This is a genomic window from Halococcus morrhuae DSM 1307, assembly GCF_000336695.1.
Taxonomy (GTDB): domain Archaea; phylum Halobacteriota; class Halobacteria; order Halobacteriales; family Halococcaceae; genus Halococcus; species Halococcus morrhuae.
Genome location: NZ_AOMC01000070.1, coordinates 58,109 through 77,764, shown reverse-complemented (window position 1 = coordinate 77,764; position 19,656 = coordinate 58,109). Strand labels below are relative to the sequence as shown.

At 64.4% G+C, this 19,656-nt stretch carries 17 protein-coding genes; 9 read left to right on the top strand and 8 right to left on the bottom strand.

Features of this window, described 5'->3' with window-relative positions:
* Window positions 1–9 precede the first annotated feature (9 nt).
* Genes C448_RS04710 through C448_RS04700 form a run of 3 tightly spaced genes read left to right on the top strand, consistent with a single transcriptional unit; the run spans window position 10 to window position 3,260 of the window.
* Window positions 10–1,596, top strand: coding sequence for a bacterio-opsin activator domain-containing protein (locus C448_RS04710; RefSeq protein ID WP_239640523.1), 1,587 nt, complete (start codon window positions 10–12; stop codon window positions 1,594–1,596).
* A gap of 39 nt (window positions 1,597–1,635) precedes the next feature.
* The gene (locus C448_RS04705) at window positions 1,636–2,124 is read left to right on the top strand and encodes an Lrp/AsnC family transcriptional regulator (protein ID WP_004052166.1); all 489 of its coding nucleotides are present in this window, start codon (window positions 1,636–1,638) and stop codon (window positions 2,122–2,124) included.
* Window positions 2,121–3,260, top strand: a complete 1,140-nt coding sequence (locus C448_RS04700; RefSeq protein WP_004052165.1) for a pyridoxal phosphate-dependent aminotransferase — start codon at window positions 2,121–2,123, stop codon at window positions 3,258–3,260. Before C448_RS04705 ends, C448_RS04700 begins: the two co-directional genes overlap by 4 nt.
* Before the next feature lie 113 nt (window positions 3,261–3,373).
* On the opposite strand, the gene C448_RS04695 is transcribed toward C448_RS04700, so the two are convergent.
* Together C448_RS04695 and C448_RS04690 are read right to left on the bottom strand one after the other, a co-directional pair.
* Window positions 3,374–4,285, bottom strand: a complete 912-nt coding sequence (locus C448_RS04695; protein ID WP_004052164.1) for a hypothetical protein — start codon at window positions 4,283–4,285, stop codon at window positions 3,374–3,376.
* Window positions 4,286–4,440: 155 nt separating this feature from the next.
* Window positions 4,441–5,670 carry an inorganic phosphate transporter gene (locus tag C448_RS04690; RefSeq protein ID WP_004052163.1) on the bottom strand — a complete coding sequence of 410 codons (1,230 nt, stop codon included), beginning with the start codon at window positions 5,668–5,670 and terminating at the stop codon, window positions 4,441–4,443.
* Between the two features lie 87 nt (window positions 5,671–5,757).
* On the opposite strand from C448_RS04690, the gene C448_RS04685 reads away from it, so the two are divergent.
* From C448_RS04685 to C448_RS04675, 3 genes are read left to right on the top strand one after another with little or no spacing between them, the layout of a single operon-like run.
* Window positions 5,758–7,884 (top strand): type II/IV secretion system ATPase subunit, encoded by a 2,127-nt coding sequence (locus C448_RS04685; RefSeq protein WP_004052162.1) that lies wholly within the window; start codon window positions 5,758–5,760, stop codon window positions 7,882–7,884.
* The gene (locus C448_RS04680; protein WP_004052161.1) at window positions 7,881–9,887 is read left to right on the top strand and encodes a type II secretion system F family protein; all 2,007 of its coding nucleotides are present in this window, start codon (window positions 7,881–7,883) and stop codon (window positions 9,885–9,887) included. Before C448_RS04685 ends, C448_RS04680 begins: the two co-directional genes overlap by 4 nt.
* A gap of 1 nt (window position 9,888) precedes the next feature.
* Window positions 9,889–11,532 (top strand): Ig-like domain-containing protein, encoded by a 1,644-nt coding sequence (locus C448_RS04675; protein WP_004052160.1) that lies wholly within the window; start codon window positions 9,889–9,891, stop codon window positions 11,530–11,532.
* A gap of 285 nt (window positions 11,533–11,817) precedes the next feature.
* Here the strand turns inward: C448_RS04675 and C448_RS04670 are convergent, their stop codons facing one another.
* Genes C448_RS04670 through C448_RS04660 form a run of 3 tightly spaced genes read right to left on the bottom strand, consistent with a single transcriptional unit; the run spans window position 11,818 to window position 13,089 of the window.
* Complete coding sequence (locus C448_RS04670) at window positions 11,818–12,114, bottom strand: hypothetical protein (protein ID WP_004052159.1); 297 nt, start codon at window positions 12,112–12,114, stop codon at window positions 11,818–11,820.
* A gap of 55 nt (window positions 12,115–12,169) precedes the next feature.
* Complete coding sequence (locus C448_RS04665) at window positions 12,170–12,610, bottom strand: adenylyltransferase/cytidyltransferase family protein (RefSeq protein ID WP_004052158.1); 441 nt, start codon at window positions 12,608–12,610, stop codon at window positions 12,170–12,172.
* Window positions 12,607–13,089 carry a Mov34/MPN/PAD-1 family protein gene (locus C448_RS04660; RefSeq protein ID WP_004052157.1) on the bottom strand — a complete coding sequence of 161 codons (483 nt, stop codon included), beginning with the start codon at window positions 13,087–13,089 and terminating at the stop codon, window positions 12,607–12,609. Before C448_RS04660 ends, C448_RS04665 begins: the two co-directional genes overlap by 4 nt.
* 98 nt (window positions 13,090–13,187) lie before the next feature.
* On the opposite strand from C448_RS04660, the gene C448_RS04655 reads away from it, so the two are divergent.
* Both C448_RS04655 and C448_RS16110 read left to right on the top strand, forming a co-directional pair.
* Entirely contained in the window at window positions 13,188–15,080 is a 1,893-nt protein-coding gene (locus C448_RS04655; RefSeq protein WP_004052156.1) for a DHH family phosphoesterase, read from the top strand.
* A gap of 150 nt (window positions 15,081–15,230) precedes the next feature.
* Complete coding sequence (locus tag C448_RS16110; protein ID WP_160162776.1) at window positions 15,231–15,380, top strand: hypothetical protein; 150 nt, start codon at window positions 15,231–15,233, stop codon at window positions 15,378–15,380.
* A gap of 29 nt (window positions 15,381–15,409) precedes the next feature.
* Here the strand turns inward: C448_RS16110 and C448_RS04650 are convergent, their stop codons facing one another.
* Genes C448_RS04650 through C448_RS04640 form a run of 3 tightly spaced genes read right to left on the bottom strand, consistent with a single transcriptional unit; the run spans window position 15,410 to window position 19,140 of the window.
* Window positions 15,410–17,038: a phospholipase D-like domain-containing protein gene (locus C448_RS04650; protein WP_004052155.1), complete on the bottom strand. Its 1,629-nt coding sequence runs from the start codon at window positions 17,036–17,038 to the stop codon at window positions 15,410–15,412.
* Between the two features lie 54 nt (window positions 17,039–17,092).
* Window positions 17,093–18,412 carry a HEAT repeat domain-containing protein gene (locus C448_RS04645; protein WP_004052154.1) on the bottom strand — a complete coding sequence of 440 codons (1,320 nt, stop codon included), beginning with the start codon at window positions 18,410–18,412 and terminating at the stop codon, window positions 17,093–17,095.
* Between the two features lie 23 nt (window positions 18,413–18,435).
* Window positions 18,436–19,140, bottom strand: a complete 705-nt coding sequence (locus tag C448_RS04640; RefSeq protein ID WP_004052153.1) for a protein sorting system archaetidylserine synthase — start codon at window positions 19,138–19,140, stop codon at window positions 18,436–18,438.
* Between the two features lie 98 nt (window positions 19,141–19,238).
* On the opposite strand from C448_RS04640, the gene C448_RS04635 reads away from it, so the two are divergent.
* Entirely contained in the window at window positions 19,239–19,655 is a 417-nt protein-coding gene (locus tag C448_RS04635) for a plastocyanin/azurin family copper-binding protein (RefSeq protein ID WP_004052152.1), read from the top strand.
* Window position 19,656 lies beyond the last annotated feature (1 nt).

Genomic DNA, 19,656 nt, shown 5'->3' with positions numbered 1-19,656 from the left:
TCGCAGACCGTGACCGAACGGATGGATGGCGAGGACGAGGTTCGCGTGCTCTTCGTCGACGACGAGCACCACGTCGTCGAGCTGGCAGCGACGGCGCTCGAACGCGCGGGCGAGGGGTTCGTCGTCCACACCGAGACGAGCGGCGCGGCGGCGCTGTCACATCTCGACGAGGCACGCGTCGACTGCGTCGTCAGCGACTACCGCATGCCGGGAATGGACGGACTCACGCTGCTCGAACGGGTACGCGAGGAGTATCCGAACCTCCCCTTCGTTCTCTCGACTGGCGAGGGCAGCGAGGACGTAGCGAGCGAGGCCATCTCGGCCGGTGTCACCGACTATCTCCAAAAGGGTGGCGGGCTCGATCAGTACACGGTGCTCGCCAACCGCATCGGGAACGCGGTCGCCCAGCGACGTGCCGAGCGCCGCCTCGAAAGCCAGCGCGACGAACTGGCGACGCTCGATCGCATCAACGTCGTCATCCAGGACATCGTCCGTGGGCTGGTGGCGGCGGCGACGCGCGAGGAGATTGCGGCCACGGTCTGTGAGCGCATCGCGGCCGCCGAGCTGTACGAGTTCGCATGGATCGCCGAGCGCGACGCCGGCGGCGAGTTCGCCGTCCGGAGCGGTGCCGGCGTCGACACCGATGCCGTCGAGATCGCGGCTACGGACGGCGGCACGGCGCGGCTGCCCACTGAACTGCCCGAGACGGACGTCGTGGAAGTCTTCGAGAACGGTGGGGGCCCGTGGCAGACGGACGGCGAGATGACGGGCCCGGTGGCGGCCGTCCCGCTCTCGTACAACGAGGTGGTCTACGGCGTGCTCGTGGTCGCGGCGACGCGGCCCGACGCCTTCTCGGAGCGCGAGCGCGCCGGCTTCGCCGTGCTCGGCGAGGTGGCCGGCTTCGCCATCGACGCCGCACAGAACACGAAGCTGCTGCTGTCGGACACGGCGCTCGTGCTCGAACTCCGTGTCGTCGACGAGGCGGCGTTCCCGACGACGCTGACGCGCCGCCTCGACTGTCGGTATCTCGTCGACGGGGTCGTGCCGGCCGGCGACGGGATCGTCCTCCAGTACGTCACTGTCGAGGGTGCCGATCCCGATCGTGTGCGCGAGCTCGCCCGGGAGTCGTCGGTCGTCGAGGACTGCCGACTCGTCAGCAGCCACGACGAGGGTGGCGTCTTCGAGATCGCGACGCGGGAGTCGCCGGTCAACAGCATCGTCGCCGCCGGCGGCACGATCGACGAGTGGTTCGTCGAGGACGGCGACGGAACGATGGTCGTCGCGGTCGCTCCCGAAACCGACGTGCGGACGATGATCACCGCGTTCGAGCACGCCCATCCGGGATCGGAACTGCTCTCGAAACACACCGTCGATCGATCGGACGACGCGACCGCTCGACAGGCGGTCGACGAGCGCCTCACCGACAAACAGCGGGCGGCGCTGCGGGCGGCGTATTTCGCGGGCTACTACGAGTGGCCGCGCCGATCGACCGCCGAGGAGATCGCCGATTCGATGGGCGTCTCCTCGCCGACGCTGCACAACCACCTCCGGAAGGCCCAACAGCAGCTGCTCGTCGCCTTCCTCGGCGAGGAGTAGCGACGGAACGCTTTTGTCCCATGGCGCTGGCGTCGCTGTATGGACATCCGCGCGGAACTGCTCTCCTTGCTCCGTGAGAACGCGCGCTACACGACCGCCGATCTCGCGCGCATGCTCGGGGTCGACGAGAGCGAGGTCGCCGAGCGCATCGAGAGCCTCGAAGACGAGGGCGTCCTCAAGGGCTATCAGGCGGTCGTCGACTGGCGACGGACGGACGAGGAGCCGGTGCGCGCGCTGGTCGAGTGCAACGTCACGCTCGATCGCGAGACGGGCTACGACGACATCGCCGCGCGGCTCGTCGGATTTCCCGAGATCCAATCACTCAGACTCGTGAGCGGTGAATACGACTTTTCCCTGACCGTGGAAGCGGATTCGATGGGCGAGGTCTCCCGGTTCGTCTCCGAGAAGGTCGCACCCGTGCCCGAAATCACCCAGACGGTGACGCACTACCTGATGGAGTCGTACAAGGAGCGCGGCATCGAGTTCAGTAGCGATGGGGACGACGATCGGCTCTCGGTCTCGCCATGAAGATCTCCGAGCGCGTCGAACGCGTCCCGCCCTCCGGAATCCGGCGGTTTTTCGAACTCACCGAGGAGATGGACGACGTGATCTCGCTCGGTGTCGGCGAGCCGGATTTCACCGCGCCGTGGAGCGCACGCGAGGCGGCCATCGACTCGCTCGAACGCGGCCGGACCTCCTACACCGCCAACCGTGGGATGATGGAACTCAGGGAGGCCATCGCCGAGCGCTCGCGCGAGCGCTACGATCTCGACTACGATCCCGACGAGGAGGTGCTCGTGACCGCCGGCGCGAGCGAGGCCATCGACGTCGCCTTCCGCGCGTTCGTCGATCCCGGCGATCGGGTGGCGATCGCCCAACCATCGTACGTCTCGTACGTGCCGGGCGTGACCTTCGCCGGCGGCGAGCCCGTGCCGATCCCCACCAGGGAAGCGGACGATTTCGAACTCACTGCCGAGGCACTCCGCGAACACGGGGCCGCGGACGCCGAGGCGCTCGTCTTCTGCTATCCGAACAACCCGACGGGCGCGACGATGAGCGAGCGCGATCTCGAACCGATCGCCGCCTTCGCCCGCGAACACGATCTGACTGTGCTCGCCGACGAGATCTACGCCGACCTGACCTACGAGGGCGACCACGCCTCGATCGCGACCCTCCCGGGCATGCGCGAGCGCACGGTCGTCTTCAACGGTTTCTCGAAGGCCTACGCGATGACCGGCCTCCGGCTCGGCTACGCGCTCGCCCCGCCCGAGGCGATCACGGCGATGAACCGCGTCCACCAGTATTCGATGCTGTCGGCTCCAACGACGGCACAGCACGCTGCCATCGACGCCCTCGACAACTGCGAGGCACAGGTGAGAGAGATGCGCAGCCAGTACGACCGCCGCCGTCGGTTCGTGCTCTCGCGGTTCGACGAGATGGGCATCGACTGCTTCACGGCCAAGGGCGCGTTCTACGTCTTCCCCGAGAGCCCCTGGGAAGATGCCGAAGCGTTCGCCGAGACGCTACTTGACGCCGAGGGCGTGGCGGTCGTTCCCGGCGACGTGTTCGGTGCCGGCGGCGAGGGTCATCTCCGCGTCTCGTACGCCACGGGGATGAACGAGTTACGCGAGGCGATGGATCGGATCGAGCGGTTTCTCGACTGAGCGCGGTTCACAGACCTCGTACGTTACGGCAACAGTCAACTTCGAACATATCATCCGAGAGAGCTATCCAGCTGTCTTCCCCCCCCCCAATGGCCGTCTGTCGTTCTCGATTCCTACGGACCGTTCATCGGATCGACCCCGCCCGGTCCGACCGTCGTTTTCAGCTCTCCGTCGATATACACCTGTAGCGTGGCGTTGCCGTCGTTGGAGAACCCTTCGAGATACGGCCATTCGACGCTGTACGTGTCCTTGGCGTGATCGCCGGTGATACCCTTTGCCGTCGGGAAAATCCCGTCGTTTTCCGTGTTCACTATCGCATCCGTCTGCTCGGTGTCCTGGGCGGGATACGCACTTTCGCCGACACCGTTCGCGACGTACTGTGACGTCCCATCATCGATGGCTCGTATCGTGAGATTGTGAGTCGGGCCATCGTCGTCCGCCGTCGTGGTCGATGGGCTCGCGTTCCCGTTCGGCTCGTACGTCCCCTGCAGTTCCCCGTCGATGTACAGCTTGAGCGTTGCCGTCCCGTTGTTCACGACCCGCCCGACGCTTTCGGTTCGGATATCATAGGTGTCTGCGGCCCGCTCCCCGGTGATGCCCGTGGCGTAGGTCGCCGTGTCGTTTGCAACGACCGAGTCCGTTTTCTCGGTACCCGCTGCGGTCTTCGCGCCGTCTCCCACGCCGAAGATCGTATAGCTCGATGTCCCGTTGCCCACGGCCTCGATTTTCATCGTATGCACGTCCGATCGTCCATCCGCCGTCGCGGTCGGTGTCGCAGTTCGTGTTGCCGTCGCTGAGGACGTCGGTGCGGTCGTGGTATCGGACGTTTCGGTCGCTGTCGTCGCTGTGGTCGACGTTTCACTCGAACCGACGGTCGTCGCGTTCGCCACCGTTTCCGTCGGGGTCTCCGATTCCCGGATGACCGTCGGTGTCGCGGTCGATTCGTCGTCGTTTCTGGCGAGACTCGAACACCCGGCTGATACCACCAACATCACGAGGAGGACGGTACCAACTGACCGTTTCATGCCTCATCAACACGTGACCGGCATATAATCGTCCGGTCTCGGATCGTCGACTGTTGGAAATACGACAGCCGAGAGCGATGAAACTCTCGTGAACGATGGCATCACCCACGACGGATCGTCGACAGCCTGGAACGCGAGTCGTGTGTCCGCGTCGGCTACGCACCGCCGTAGACGGGAAGGAACTCGAAGAGCAGGAAGGAGGCGATCGCCGACAGCGATGGCGTGAGGATCCAGAGCATGACGACTCGCCCCGTGGCCGAGGGATCGAACAGTTCCTCCGAGGTGAGCTCGGTCGGTTCCTCGTCGCCGATCGGGCGGACGCGCTCGCCCGCTCCTGGGCCGTCGGCGGTGCCGGCGTTGCTCGTCCTCCCAGGTGTCTCGGCGGCGAGCGCACCCGTCGAGAGCGTCGCGCTCTCCTCTCCCTGGATGGCCGCCGACGCGGCGTCGGCGATCGTCGTCGTCCGCGTCGCGCGCCCCCAGCCGAGCCCGACGATACACATCGTCGCGCTGACCGCGAGGCTCGCCGGGATGCCGAGCTGTGAGAGCACCGAGATGATCGAGGCGCTCACGCTGGCGACGATGAGCGAGGCTAGAAGTGGGAGATCGGTGAGATCGTTGCCGATCGTGTCGAGCGTGCGCCGGGCGATCGTGAACGCGCCGACGCCGATGGCTCCGACGGCGAGCAAAACGCCCTGGTCGATCGTGATCGAACCGTTGCCGACCAGCGGTGCGACCGCGTTGGCGACGTTCGACGCGCCCGCGGAGAAGGCCATGTAACAGCTGATGGCGAGGACGATGGCGCTCCAGAACACCTCCTTCGGTCGGGTCGTCTCGGCGAGGCGCGGGAGCGGAACGGCCCCCGATCGATCGATCTCGAACAGGGCGTCGTCGGACCTGTCGAGGGCGAACCACGCGTCGAGATAGGGGTAGAGATACCGGCCGATGACCGCACAGACCCAGAACGCGAGCACGGGAGCGACCAGCCACCACGAGACGATCCGGCCCATCACCTCCCAGTCGAGCGTCCCGCTCGCGAGTCCCAGCCCCGCGATCGCGCCGACGGCGGTCATCGAGGTCGAAGCGGGGACGCCGAAGAGATTGGAGATGAGTAGCGCGAGCCCGACGAAAAAGAGCACGCCGACGCTCGCGGCGAGCGTGAACTGGCTCGACGGGACGATATCGCCGCCCAACGTCGCCACGACGTTGCGCCCGACCGTCCAGCCGCCGATGAGCGCGAACAGCGTGAACAGCCCGGCTGCACCCGTCTTCGAGACGAGACGGCTGCCGACCGCCGGCCCGAACGCCACGCCCGTCGAGGAACCGCCGATATTGAAGCCGACGAAGACTGCAACCGCGAGACCGACGAGAAGAAGGACCGTACTCATATCCGATACTAGCTCTGGCGTCGGGTAAACGGTATCGTTCTCGCCAGGCCGAGGGTTTTTGTGCGATACCGCGGCCATCGACTCCCAATGTCGGATAGTGGTGCAGATGGTAGTACGGACGACGGCGGCACGGGCGACGCTGGCGACGACGTGCGCGGCCGTCTCGCGGACGCGATCGACACCGCGACCGCCCTCGCGGGCGTCGTCGACGACCGAACCGTCGCGACGGGCCCCGACGACGAGGACGCGTTCTTCACCGGGTCGGATGGACGGACGACGATCGCGAACCGCTACGATCTCGAAAAGACCGTGTCGACCGGGCGCAAACGTCACTTCCGCGAGGTGACGCGCTACTGGGTCAACGAACCCTACGCGTTCGTCGTCATCTTCCACTCGACGCGCGAAAACGAGGGGAAATACTATCTCGTCGAACCACATCTCACCCCCATCGAGGCGGAGCTCAAGGAGTTCCTCACCGGGAAGCTGAAGACCGCGATCACGTATTCGGGCGAGGACAGCGCCATCCAGGACGACGACGCCGAACGCGCGGACGTCATCGAAGCCGTGACCGGGCGCTTGCTCGACAGATACGACCTCTACGACGGCTCAATTGCCGGCGCGGGGCGTTCAGGATTGATGTCGAAACTGAAGGGACTGTTCGGCGACGACCCGGACGACTCGCCGACGGAACGAGGGGTGTCGGGGATCGCCGCCCGGCCGGAGCCGGCGGTGGTCGACGAGGACGCGAAATCGCTCACCGAATACCAGGTCGAGAAGCTGCTCTACTATCTCAAGCGCGATTTCATCGGCTACGAGCGCATCGACGGCATCAAACACGACGTCAACGTCGAGGACATCTCGTGTGATGGCTACGACTCACCCGTCTTCGTCTATCACGCCGATCGCGAGCAGCTCATCACCAACGTCCACCACGGCGAACAGGATCTCGACGATTTCGTCGTGAAGCTCGCCCAGCGCTCGGGCAAGGGGATCTCGAAACGCCAGCCACAGGTCGACGCCACGCTGCCGGACGGCTCGCGCGCCCAGCTCACGCTCGGTTACGAGGTCTCGGATCACGGCACGAACTACACCATTCGCCAGTTCAAGGACGTCCCCTTCACCCCAGTGGATCTCATCAACTGGCATACGTTCTCGCTCGAAGAGATGGCGTATATCTGGCTCTGCATCGAGAACAACAAGTCGATGCTCTTCGCCGGCGGCACGGCATCGGGCAAGACGACGAGCCTGAACGCCGTCTCGCTGTTCATCCCGAGCAAGGCGAAGATCGTCTCGATCGAGGACACCAGAGAGCTCGAAATCCCCCAGCGCAACTGGGTTGCCTCGGTGACGCGCCCCTCGTTCACTGGCGACGAGGCCGGCGATATCGACGAGTTCAAACTTCTGGAGGCGGCGCTGCGCCAGCGGCCCGAATACATCGTGATGGGTGAGATCCGTGGCGAAGAGGGGCGGACGCTGTTCCAGGTCATGAGTACGGGCCACACGTCGCTCACGACCTTCCACGCCGACAACGTCGGCGAGGTCATCAAGCGGTTCACGACCGACCCCATCAACGTCTCGAAGACGATGTTCACGGCGCTTGACCTCGTGAGTATCCAGACCGCGACGCGCGTGCAGGGCCAGAAAGTCCGCCGGAACAAGGCACTCACCGAGATCAACTACTACGACGCCGAGAACGACGAGATCAACGTCCAGGACGTCTATCAGTGGCAGGCCGAGACCGACGACTACCTGAAACTCGGCACGTCGAACACGCTCGAATCGATCAAGTTCGACCGCGGCTGGAGCCAGGAGCGCCTCTCCGAGGAGCTGTTCCAGCGGAAGGTGGTGCTCGCCTATCTCGTCGATCGCGGCCTCAACACGTACACGCAGGCTGCGGCCACCCTGCAGGCGTTCATCAACGATCCGGAGGCGATCCTGACGCTCATCGCCAACGATCGCTTGGAGGAGAGTCTCGACGATCTCCGGGGGATGGAGAGCGTCCACATCGACACCGACCCGGCGATGGAGGCGATGGTGCCGCGGCCGGACCCGAGCGAGGAGCTGCGCGAGCACACCGCGGCGATCCTCGACGAGGCCGACGAGCGTCTGTTCGACGAGTACGCCGGCCACGAGACGCCGGATCTCGCCTCCGCCATCGCCGACGGCGGACGGGCCGGCGAATCGGCGGCGACCGGTAACGAGGACGCGAAATGAGCTACGGCACCGACGGCTACGGCGGGCACACGCGGACGCTCGGCGATCGCTTCTACCCGCTGTATCGGTATCTGTTCGACGAGGACGGCGATTTCGTCGATGACGTGCAGCGGAAGCTGGCCGCGGCGCGCATGGCCGATACGGTCGAGATGTATCTCTCGCGGGCGCTCGCGATCGGCGTCATCGCCGGTGGACTGCTCTGGCTGCTTGCCTCGCTCTCGGGCTACGCGGTCGTCGAGCTGTTCGTGACGGAAGTACCGAAACTCACCGATCTCCGGGTGCTTCACGGGCCGGCGCTCGCGGTCTTCGAGGCGGTAAAGCTCCCATTGCTCGTACTGCTCTCGGGGCTGGTCTGTGGGCTGGTCGGGTTCGTCGCCGGGTTCGGTACGCTCGTCGCCGTGCCCTACGTCCGGGCGAACTCACGCAAACGCGAGATCAACATGTTGCTCGCCGATTCGGTCTCGTTCATGTACGCACTGTCGATCGGCGGGCTGAACCAGCTCGAGATCTTCGAGGCGATGGCCGACGCCGACGACACCTACGGTGCGGTCGCCGCGGAGTTCGAGAGCATCCACCTAGAGACGGAGTATTTCGACACCGACTACCGAACCGCCATCAGAAAACAGGCGCTTCGGACGCCGAGCGAGGAGTTGAGTCAGTTTCTGACCGACATGCTCTCGATCATCGACTCCGGTGGCGACATGACCGACTTCCTGAACGACAAGAAGGACAAACATCTCCGCACCACCAAACAGGAGCAGTCGCTCGTCCTCGAAACGCTCGAACTGTTCGGCGAGATGTATATCACCCTCTCGGTGTTTCCGCTCCTCCTCATCATCATTCTGGTCGTAATGAGCATGATCGGCGGCTCGCAGACGCTACTCCTCTACGTGACCGTCTACGGGCTGATCCCGCTCATCGGGATCGGTTTCACCGTCATGGTATCAACAGTCAAACAGGACGAGGTGGGCGATGGCTATCTCCATCCCGAGGGAGACGACGAGGACGGAGCGACGACGGGTATCGATCGCATCAGCGATCTCGGGCTCGTCGAACGCTACACCGATTCGTACGGCGTCTTCGAGCGCGTAAAGAGCCGCGAAGGAACCCATCGAACGATGGAGCTGCTCGCCAACCCGCACCACTTCTTCCGCGACCACCCGCTGGCCGTGCTCGCGCTCACGCTACCGGCCTCGATCGTGCTGGTCGCCTTCGCGGTCGTGTCGGGGCGTGCGCCGACCTCGGTCGACGGGTTCATCGAGCACTCCATCGTCGGCACCGTCCTCTGGGTGTACGTCCCGCTGTACGTGAACTGTCTGCCGGTGGCGGTGTTCTACGAGTGGAACGTCCGCACCCGCCGACATATCACGGGCAAGCTCTCGGAGAACCTTCGGAAACTGTCGAGCGCGAACAGCACGGGGCTCACGCTGCTGGAATCGTTGAATCTCGTCGCCGACACCTCCTCCGGCCGGCTCGCCGAGGAGTTTCACACGATGTATGCGAAGGTGAACTACGGGACGAACCTGACGACGGCGCTGGTCGAGTTCAACAACAAGTACCATATTCCACGGCTCTCGCGCACGGTGAACGTCGTCAGCAAGGCTCAGGAGGCGTCGAGTCAGATAACGGAGGTGCTTTCGACGGCGGCGCGAGCGAGCGAAAATCAGGACGAGATCGAGCGCGAGCAGCGCTCGCAGGCCCGGATGCAGATCGTCATCATCGTGATGACCTTTTTCACGCTGTTGGCGGTGATGGCGATCCTGAAAACGAACTTCCTCGACACGCTGGCGGGGCTCGACACGAGCGGTGCGGGCGGCCAGGCCGGTCTCGGGGCCAACATCGACGTGGAACTGATGGGGATGCTGTTCTTCCACGCGGTGACGATCCAGGGGATCATGTCCGGGTTCATCGCGGGCTACATCCGCAGCGGCGACCTGCTCACGGGCGCGAAGTTCGCCGTCGTGTTGCCGACGTTCGCGCTCGCCATCTTCGCGGTGATATAACATGAAGGAGACACTCAAACGACGGCTGCAGCGGTTCGTGGACGACGAGCGCGGCGTCTCGCCGGTCGTGGGGTTCGTGTTGATCTTCGCGCTGGTGATGATCGTATTCACGCTCTATCAGTCGAGCGTCGTCCCGGCACAGAACGAGGAAATCGAGTTCAAACACAGTCAAGAGGTCGAAGGAGAGATGGATGAGTTGAGTGCCGCATTCGTATCTACAGGGCCAGAAGATCCGCCCAAAGCAGTGTCCCTCCAGCTCGGCGTCCAATACCCGAATCGGGTACTCGGAATTAATCCAGGGACTCCGATTGGAAAACTCAACTCCACAGACCCCCGCACTATCGAACTCGCAAGCGACGACGGTAGCGAGAATCTCAGTACCTCGTTCATCAATTACAAGCCGAGCTACAACCTGAAAACCCAGGAAACCCAATATTCTATCGAACACGGAATGTTGGTGAAAGACTACTCCGGGTCCAGCGCCACTCGTCTTGCGTCGCCCGGGGCTCTTTTTTCGTCTGACGGGGAAGACGTCAATCTAAATCTGATCAGTGGAGATGTATCGGCAAACGAGATGTCGACGGTAGTCACGACCGATAACGTCGACACTCACAACATCACCGTCATGTCGGACAATATCACGATTACGCTCCCGACTACGCTGGAAGAAGACGAGTGGAATAGAACACTGTACACTGAGGATACCAATTACATATCACAAGTTGACGACCACGAATACTTATCCGACTCTTCTGAGATCAGGATCAATTTGGAGAACGGGACTGAGATTGATCTGAATAAGGTTACGACCGGCGATACTCCCAACGATAGCGAAAACGAAATCGAGATGGACCGACGGATTACGAACGTGACGCCCCTCCATCCCGCCGTAGGGTCTGTCAGTTCCAAGAGAAAACTTACTGTTCGAACGACAGACATATTCGGCAGTTCACTCAGTGGTGTTGGGGTGAACTGGAGTACGGATGGCTCCGGAAAATTATCGGCAAACAATACGATATCAAGCGACGGCAACACGACAATAACCTACGATCCGGTCGCTGCCGACAGCGGGAGTACGGTGGGTATCACTGCCGAGCTCGCCAACGCGAGCGGCGGCAACAGCTCCGTGACGTTCGGACTGAACTATCCACCTGCGTCAGGCCCTCCTCGCTGTAACCTGGGATCGGAACTCGAATCTCCTGGTTTGTATAGTTCAGAGCCTGAACAGCTCAACTTCGAAATCACGCCCAGCTCATCCGTCAGCATAGAAAAATTCTCGGTGATAACTGCGAACGATCTCAAAGATGTGAAAAAATCTCGATCCCCTCACGAGTTTGTAATTAAAGATGGCGGTAGTGAAATTCTGAGCTATTCGACTAACCCTCAAACTACCCCAATAATCTTCAATGAATCAAATGAATATCGATTCAACAGTGGCCCCACGGCGGTTAATACCTCTACCGTCTATATTGATATGTTCGATGACGAGGATGACGTGGATGGCGAGGATGACCGGGATATTAAATTTGAGAGTCTCGCTTCTTCATGCAAAGATGCTGATGTAATTGTGAACTTCATACTTGAAGACGGCACCGAGCGTCCAGTTTTCATTGATGCTACTGTCGGAGATGACGATGATGATTGACCTTTAGATAAGATAAACTCAATGGACGTCATACGATCAATAAAATACCGTTCCACATCTTCGTGTTCAGCGCGATACACCAGCCCTAGCCGTGCCCGCTATTGCGTACTGTCTTCCGCTCCTGAGTGATCCCGCATGTGCCGATTCCCCCTCTTTAGAGCAAAATTCGTCTTCGTCGGTGAGTGGAGTTCGACGCTGATCGGGGCTCATACCCGGAAGTCGTGGTGGAGAACAGCGTCTGGTCGTTTCCACTACGTGTCATAGCGATCGCCTCGTCGCCGCTACTCATTCAGGCACGTACCGCCACGTCGCCGTGCCCGGTCCGGGCGGCGACACACCGGGGAGTTCGCGGAGCAACGGCGAGACCAGCAGTTCGTACCACTCCCGCGAGTCGAGTCCAGCGTCCCGGCGCGGATGGACGTTCGCCACGAGGCCGAGCCGCGAGACGCTCCGATGGGTGATGAGATACTTGTAGGCGGCGAGGACGGCATCGTCGCGGGCTGGCGTCCGATCGAGCGGAGCGTCCCGATAGGAGAGCGACTCGACGACCGCACGCGCGTTCGTCGCATGGGTGGTTGACATACTCTCAGTGGGTGTGCGCTACAATAAAAGGCTCAGTCAGACGGTCGTCGGACGGTCAGCAGCGCTGTTCGCAGATGCGCTCGATGATCCGCCCGGTCGAGAGCAGCTCGTCGTCGAATTCGGGCTCGCGGCCGGAGGCGCGCGCGACCGCACAGTCGATGCCGCGTTCGGTCAGCGCGTGTTCGATGCCCGCTTCGTCGTGGTGCTGGTCGTGACCGAGCACGATGACGTCGGGATCGATGCGCTCGATCGGGACGAAGATGTCCTCCCTGTCGCCGAGCAGCGCGCTGTCGACGGGATCGAGTGCGGCGATCATGTCCCGACGCTGGCGGTCGGCGAGCACCGGCTGTTGCTTGTGGGTGACGTTTTCACGGCGGGCGATGATCACGTGTAGGACGTCGCCCATCGCCGCCGCCTCGCGGAGATAGTGGAGGTGGCCCGGATGGAGAACGTCGAAGGTCCCCTGTGCGATGACCGTCGTGGCGTCGTCGCTCATCGGAGCTCCTCGTCGATGTCGGCCTGTGTGAAATCGAAGAACTCCTCGGGATCGGGGAGCGAGACGTCGAGCACGGGGAGATCACGTTCGTCGCCCTCGCGGTCGAACGCGCGCCAGTCGTCGGGCCCGTAGGGTGCGCCGAGAATGACGTGTGCGTCACCCTTGCCGAACGTGGCGCGGTCCTCGGCGCTCGGTCGGAGCACGCCGTTGGGATGGGAGTGGATCGATCCGGCGGCGCGCATGTCGTTGGGCACGAGGCTCGTTTTCACCGTGGCGCTGACCGGGTTCGACTCCGTCGCGGGGATGACGAGCACGTCGGTGATCACGCTGCCGGCGTCGTCGAGATCGAGCTCGTCGGCGGGTTGGCTTCGCAGGAGCCCCATATACTCGTTCGGGTGGGTCTCGGCGGCCGCCGAGCGAGCGAACTCCATGGTGTCGGCGGCGATGCCGAGTAGCTCACGTGACCGGAACAGCCCCATATGGGCACACGTCGCTCGGCGTCCATCTAAGCGTTCCGGAGCGCCGACCACCGTGTTTGCCAAGCGTTAAAGTCGGTCGCGGCGAACGACTGTCAAGAATGTCTACGCCATCGCGCTCCGAGGCGACCGGGGACGACCCCGTGTACGATCTCGCTCCCGACTGTACGATCGAGGACGTCGAGGAGGGTGCGTGCTACCGGGCGACGGTCAACGGTGTCGTCGAATACGGTGTCTTCGTCGATCTCTCTGCATCGGTCTCCGGTCTCGTTCACGAATCGAACCTCGACGGGAGCTACGACGTCGGCGACGAGCTCACCGTACGCCTCGTCGACGTCAGGGAGAACGGCGATCTCGGGTTCGAATCGATCGATGCCGCGGACCGCGAGACGGTCCAGGTCGACCACGATCCCGACATCACGGCGACCGACGATCTCACCGAGCGGGTCGGTGAGTCGGTCACCGTCGAGGGCGAGCTCGTCCAGATCAAACAGACCGGCGGGCCGACCGTGTTCACGCTGCGCGACGGCGTCGGGATCGTTCCGTGTGCGGCCTTCGAGGCAGCCGGCGTCCGTGCCTACCCGTCGTTTGAACTCGGCGACATCGTCAGAGTCACCGGCCGGGTCGAGCGCCGCGAGGGCGCGCTCCAGCTGGAGGTCGAATCGCTCGACGCCGTCGACGAGAGCGACGAGATCCGCGAGCGCCTCGACAGCGCGCTCGAAGAACAGGCGACGCCCCACGACGTGCAGCCGCTCGTCGACTGGCCGGCGCTCGAAACGATGCAGGACGATCTCGAAGCCGTGGCGACGCGTCTACGTCGTGCCGTGCTGGAGAACCGACCGATCCGCATCCGCCATCACGCCGACGGCGACGGGATGTGTGCCTCGATCCCCATTGCGCTCGCGCTCGAACGGTTCATCGAGGAGGTCCACGGCGACCCCTCGGCGGCGCGCCATCTGCTCAAGCGGCTGCCGAGCAAGGCACCCTACTACGAGATGGAAGACGTCACTCGCGATCTGAACTTCGCGCTCGGCGACCGCGACCGCCACGGCCAGCAGCTCCCACTTCTGGTGATGCTCGACAACGGATCGACCGAGGAGGACGTCCCGGCCTACGAGGCGCTCGCCCAGTACGACATCCCCATCGTCGCCGTCGACCACCACCATCCCGATCCCGATGCGGTCGACGGGCTGCTCGCCGAACACGTCAACCCCTACCTCCACGGCGAGGATTATCGAGTGACGACCGGGATGCTCTGTGTCGAACTCGCCCGCATGATCCATCCCGAGATCACCGATGAACTCACACACGTGCCGGCGGTCGCCGGTCTCACCGACCGCTCGGAGGCCGACGCGATGGCCGACTACCTCGCCCTCGCGCGCGAGGCAGGCTACGACGAGGACGACCTCCAGTCGATCGGCGACGCGCTCGACTACGCGGCCCACTGGCTGCGCTACAGCGCTGGCGAATCGCTTCTCACGGACGTGCTCGGCGTCGATGCCGCCGACGACTCCCGACACGACGCCCTCGTCGAGTTCTTCGCCGAACGGGCCGCACGCGACACCGACGAACAGCTCGACGCCGCCATGCCACACGTCGAGAGCGCGACTCTCGACAACGGTGCCGATCTCTACCGGATCGACGTCGAGCGTCACGCCCACCGATTCACGTATCCGGCCCCCGGCAAGACCACGGGCGCGATCCACGACCGCAAAGTGGCCGACAGCGACGGGCCCGTCGTCACGGTCGGCTACGGCCCCGACTTCGCCGTGCTCCGTTCGGACGGCGTGCGTCTCGACATCCCGCAGATGGTCGAGGAGCTCGAAGCCGAGACCGACGGCGGCGTCAGCGGCGGCGGCCATCTCGTCGTCGGCTCGATCAAGTTCGTCAAGGGGATGCGCGAGGAAGTCCTCGACGCGCTCGAAACGAAGATGGGTGCGGCGGAGATCGACGAGGAGCTCGGCAGCGCATCCGTCGCCGGCTTCGAGGACTGAGAGACCCGGCGAAACCCGAACAGACCCCACCGGCCGACGGACCTAAGCACGTGTAGCGCCTATTTTGCATTCCATCATGAGTGTCGCACCGCTCTTCATCGAGACGAATCGGTATCGGGTGATCGAACGTGTTCGGAACGGGTGGTCCTGATGCCTTGGGGCGTTCACACCGAGTTCACCGAAGAGGAGGGCCCGGAAGTCGAGATCGATGAGGATCAGGAAGGGGTCGATCGGGGTGAGGAAGGCTCCGAGCAGACCGAGGCGTTCGACATCGACGACGCGATAGCGGAGCTGGACTGAACGGCAGGCCGACCTGACGAATTACTCGTCTACTCGAACTCGATGCGGCGAGCGACGACGGCAGCGAGCACCACGACGCCGGCCACCGCCGCGATCACACCTACGGGAAGCGGTGTCTCGGTCCCGGTGTCGAGGCTGCGTTCCTCGCCACCGGTCCAGTCGGCCTCGAACACCTTTCCGTAGTAGTCGCCGGCCGCCTCGCCGTCGAGCACGAGAGCTATTTCACGATTTTCCCTGGCGGAGTTGTTGTTCCAGTTCATGCTGCCGACCACGACCTCCTCACCGTCGATGATCACGCCCTTGGCGTGGATCTTCTCGAAGCGCGATCCCGATTCGGCGACCTTCGCTTCGAGCGAGAGGTTTCGGGCGGCGGCTCTCCCGTTCAGCCACTCGGCGAGGGCGCTGTTGTCCTCCTCGGAGTACCACGCGCCGCCGAGCAGGATTCGCACCCTGACGCCGCGTTCGGCCGCGCGGATCGCCGCCCGGAGGAACGGCTGTTGCCGACTGCCGATGGAGGCCTGGACGATGTCGATCGACTCGTCGGCGTCGTCGAGCCGCTCGACGAGCGCGTTTTCGGCGTTGTCGGGCGCGGCGAGCAGCTGGGCGCTCTCGATGCTCACGTTCGTCGGCTCGAAAGTCGTCGGATAGCTCTCGTTGGCCACCTCGTCGTCCTCGAACGTGTGGTTCGCGCGGAACGTGCTCCACGGGGCGGTGTCGCGCCAGTCCGCGTCCGCGTGGAATACCGCGGCGAGTCGGTCGGCGACGTCACCCTCGACGACCGCGCCCCAGCCACGGCTCGACTTCCCGCCGATACCCGACGGCTTCCAGTTTTCGGTCATGACGAGCGCACGGTCGTCGACGACGGCGTATTTGGGATGGTGATAGTCGTATCGTGCCCAGTCACCGCCGATGACGTCGACCGGGATGCCCGCCCGCGTGAGTTCGTCGAGCAGTTCGGCCTGTCGCTCGCTGATGCCACCGACCGGTGCGTCGTCGACCACCATCCGCACCTCGACGCCGCGCTCGGCGGCCCGTTCGAGCGCACGCGCGGCGCGCTCGGAGGAAAAGGAGTAGCCAGCGAGCAGGATACGTTCGTCCGCCGAATCGAGAACGTCGATCGGGACGTCCGGTGCGTCGGGCAGAACGAACGCCCGCGCCGTCGCAGCCTCGGATCGCACCGCCTGGAAATCAGTCGCGCCGCGATGTTCCCACATCCAGCCATCGGCGGTCCGGTTCCATACCTCGGCGTCGGGCGCGTTCTCGTAGGTCGTTTCGTCGACGACGCTCCCGCCGTCGGCGAGGACGAGTTCCTCGCCACCGTTGGCGAGACTCAACGAGTCGTTCGAGATCACCGTCGACGCCGAGAGGTTCGTCGCGTTCGGATCGTTCGTCACCGCGACGCGCCCCTCGGCGGTCTCGTTGGGTAGCGCGATCGTCGTCTCGTTATCGCCGATCGACAAGCCCGAGAGGTTCGTCCGGTCGGGAACGTCGACGACGACGTACTCGCCCGCATCGCCATCGGCGAGGGGGTTGGGATAGACCGTCTCGATATGTGGACCGTCGGGTTTCTCGACGGATTCGTTGTCGGCCGCCAGCACCGACCCGCTCAACGAGGCGACGACGAGAACCAGTGCGAGCACGACGGCACGAACGGACACACGCCGCGATGGTCGCGTTCGAGTATATAAACGTTCGTCTCGATGGAACGCGTCTCAGGCGGTCGTTTCGGCGGCGTCGCCGTTCTCGTCGGCCAGCGCGTGGTCGGCCTTCTCTGCCTCGCTCTGGACGAGGAACGAGCGGTCGTCGGCGTGCTCGCGGGCGGCGTCGAGCGCGTTCTCGGTGCCGATCTGGTTGAGCGCCCACGCCGCGCTCGCGCGCACGGCGTTCGAGTCGTCGTCGGAGAGCACGTCGGCGAGTGGCGCGATCGCGCGCGTGTCGCCGATAAGGCCGAGCGCGCGTGCCGCATTCGAGCGGACGGTCTCGTTGTCGGCCACCAGCCGGTCGGCCACAGGTTGTGTCGACTCCGTCGAGCCGATCTCGCCGATGGCCTTGATCGTGACCTTCTGGAGCGCCGGATCGCTCTCACCTTCGATATACTCGTGGAGAGTGTCGAGTGCGCGATCGTCGCCGATCTTCCCGAGCACCTCGATCGGCGGTTTGTTGCGCTTCTGAGCGCGCTCCTCCATCACGTCGTAGGCCTCGGGCGCGCCCATGCGCTTCAGCGACTCGATGCAGTGTTCCTCCATGAACTCCGACCCGAACATGTCGAGTCCGCGCAGGATGGGTTCGGGATCGCCCTGCTCCTCGTAGATCTTGATGGCGTTCCACTCCGGCGGGAAGTCCTTCCGGGTCTCGGGCGTGAGCACGTCGTAGAACCCCTCGACGGTGAGTTTCTCTCGCACCGAGAGATCGTCCCACTCCTCGGCGTCGTCGAGCCCCGTCGTGAGATCGTCGGCGGCCTCGATCAGTTCGGCGACGGTTTCGGCATCGTCGTCGGGATCGAGTGCTCGCTCCTCGATCGCCTCGATCACGTCGTCGAGCGCCGCCGCGAGCCCTTCGGATTCGTCGTTCGCGGCCGTGAACTCCTCGTCGAGCGTCTCGCCGACGGTGTCGAGGAAGGAGTGCACCGTGTCGGCGATCTCGTCCTCGCCCTGCTCGGTCCAGCGCGTCTCGGTGAGCGTCGATTTCGCACCCTCGATCTCCTCGACCGCGTCCTCGGCGTACGGGCCGCGCTGGTCGTCGAGCGCGTCGCGTAGTTCCGTCACGCGCGATTCGAGCTCCTCGCGCGGGTCGTCGGCGTCCTCCTCGTCTTCGTCGGGTTCGGGGAGATCCGCCGCTTCGATCTCCGCTTCGACCTCGTCGAGATCGCTTTCGACGCTATCGAGGTCGGCTTCGGTCTCGGCCTCGTCGAGTTCCGCTTCGATCTCGTCGAGACGTTCGTCGAGCGCCTCGGGCGTCCGTGCCTCGAGTTCGCCCCCGTCCTCGTCGGCCGGCTGCTCGCCGTCGTCCGCAGGCTCGTCCCCGTCGCTCATGCTGCGGCGTTCGCCCGAATCGCCTAAGTGCGTTTCCCTTCGCCGCCCGTCGGATAGAATCGCGGCCCGAGCACGAGATACGCGAGCGCGCAGACGAGGAGTGCGCGCGGAAATACCCGAAAGAGAACGGTCGGCGCAACGATCGCCCCCGCCTGCACGACGCCCATGATGAGCGCGTCGCGCACGCGGAGATCGGGATAGCCGATCGGCGCGACCATCAGCCCGGCGAAGACTGCGGTCGCGCCGATGAGGACCGCCGGCGTCGCGATCCCGGCGAGCAAGCCCGCTGCCAACACCGTCGCCGCGAGCGTCGTCTGGACGCCCTCGGTCAGCCCGCGCTCGACGTCGTAGGCCGTGTAGAGGCCGAGTCTGACGACGCCGCTGACGACGAATAGCGCCGCGACGGCGAGCGCCAGCCATTCCATCCCCGCCGACAGCGTCATTCCCCGTCCGAGGCGCACTGTCGAGACGACCAGCAGCGCGGGCGCGACACAGAACGATGCCACGTCGGCCAGCGAATCCAGGAACTCGCCGACGGGCGTGCTGCCGACGTGCGTCGCGAGCACGCCGTCGAGTCCGTCCGCGACCGCCGCCAGCAGGACAAGTCGGGCGGCCAGCGGGGGCGAGAACGGCGCGAGCGCGGCCGCGAGAAAACCGAGGGCGGCGTTCGTCGCCGTGACGCCGTCGGCGAGGCTGAGGGCGGCGACGAACCGCGGCCGAGTAGCCATGTCAGCGCCATCGCCGACGGGCGGTTTAGGCGTTTCTGCTCGCCGTCGGACGGGCCGGTATCGCGGGGCCTATACCCCCGGCGCTCGAAGCCGAATCCATGAACCGCCGCGCGTTTCTCACCGCGACCGTGGGCGTTGCCGTCGGTCTCACCGGCTGTATCGGCTCCTCGCGCGAGCAACCCGACTACGACATCGGGATGAGTTCGAGCGACTTCCTCCCCGAGGACGACTTCGAGCCACGCGTCGGCGAGCCGGTCGTCTGGCACAACACGGGTTCGCGAACCCACACCGTGACTGCCTACCAGTCACGCATCCCCGACGCGGCGACGTTCTTCGCCTCCGGCGGATTCGACGACGAGGGAGCCGCCCGCGAGGCGTGGAACTCGAACGGTGGCGGCGGTATCGCGAGCGGCGAAACGTACAAACACACCTTCGAGGTACCTGGGACGTACAACTACTTCTGCATTCCACACGAGCCGACGGGAATGGTCGGAAAATTTACCGTTGTCGAGTAGC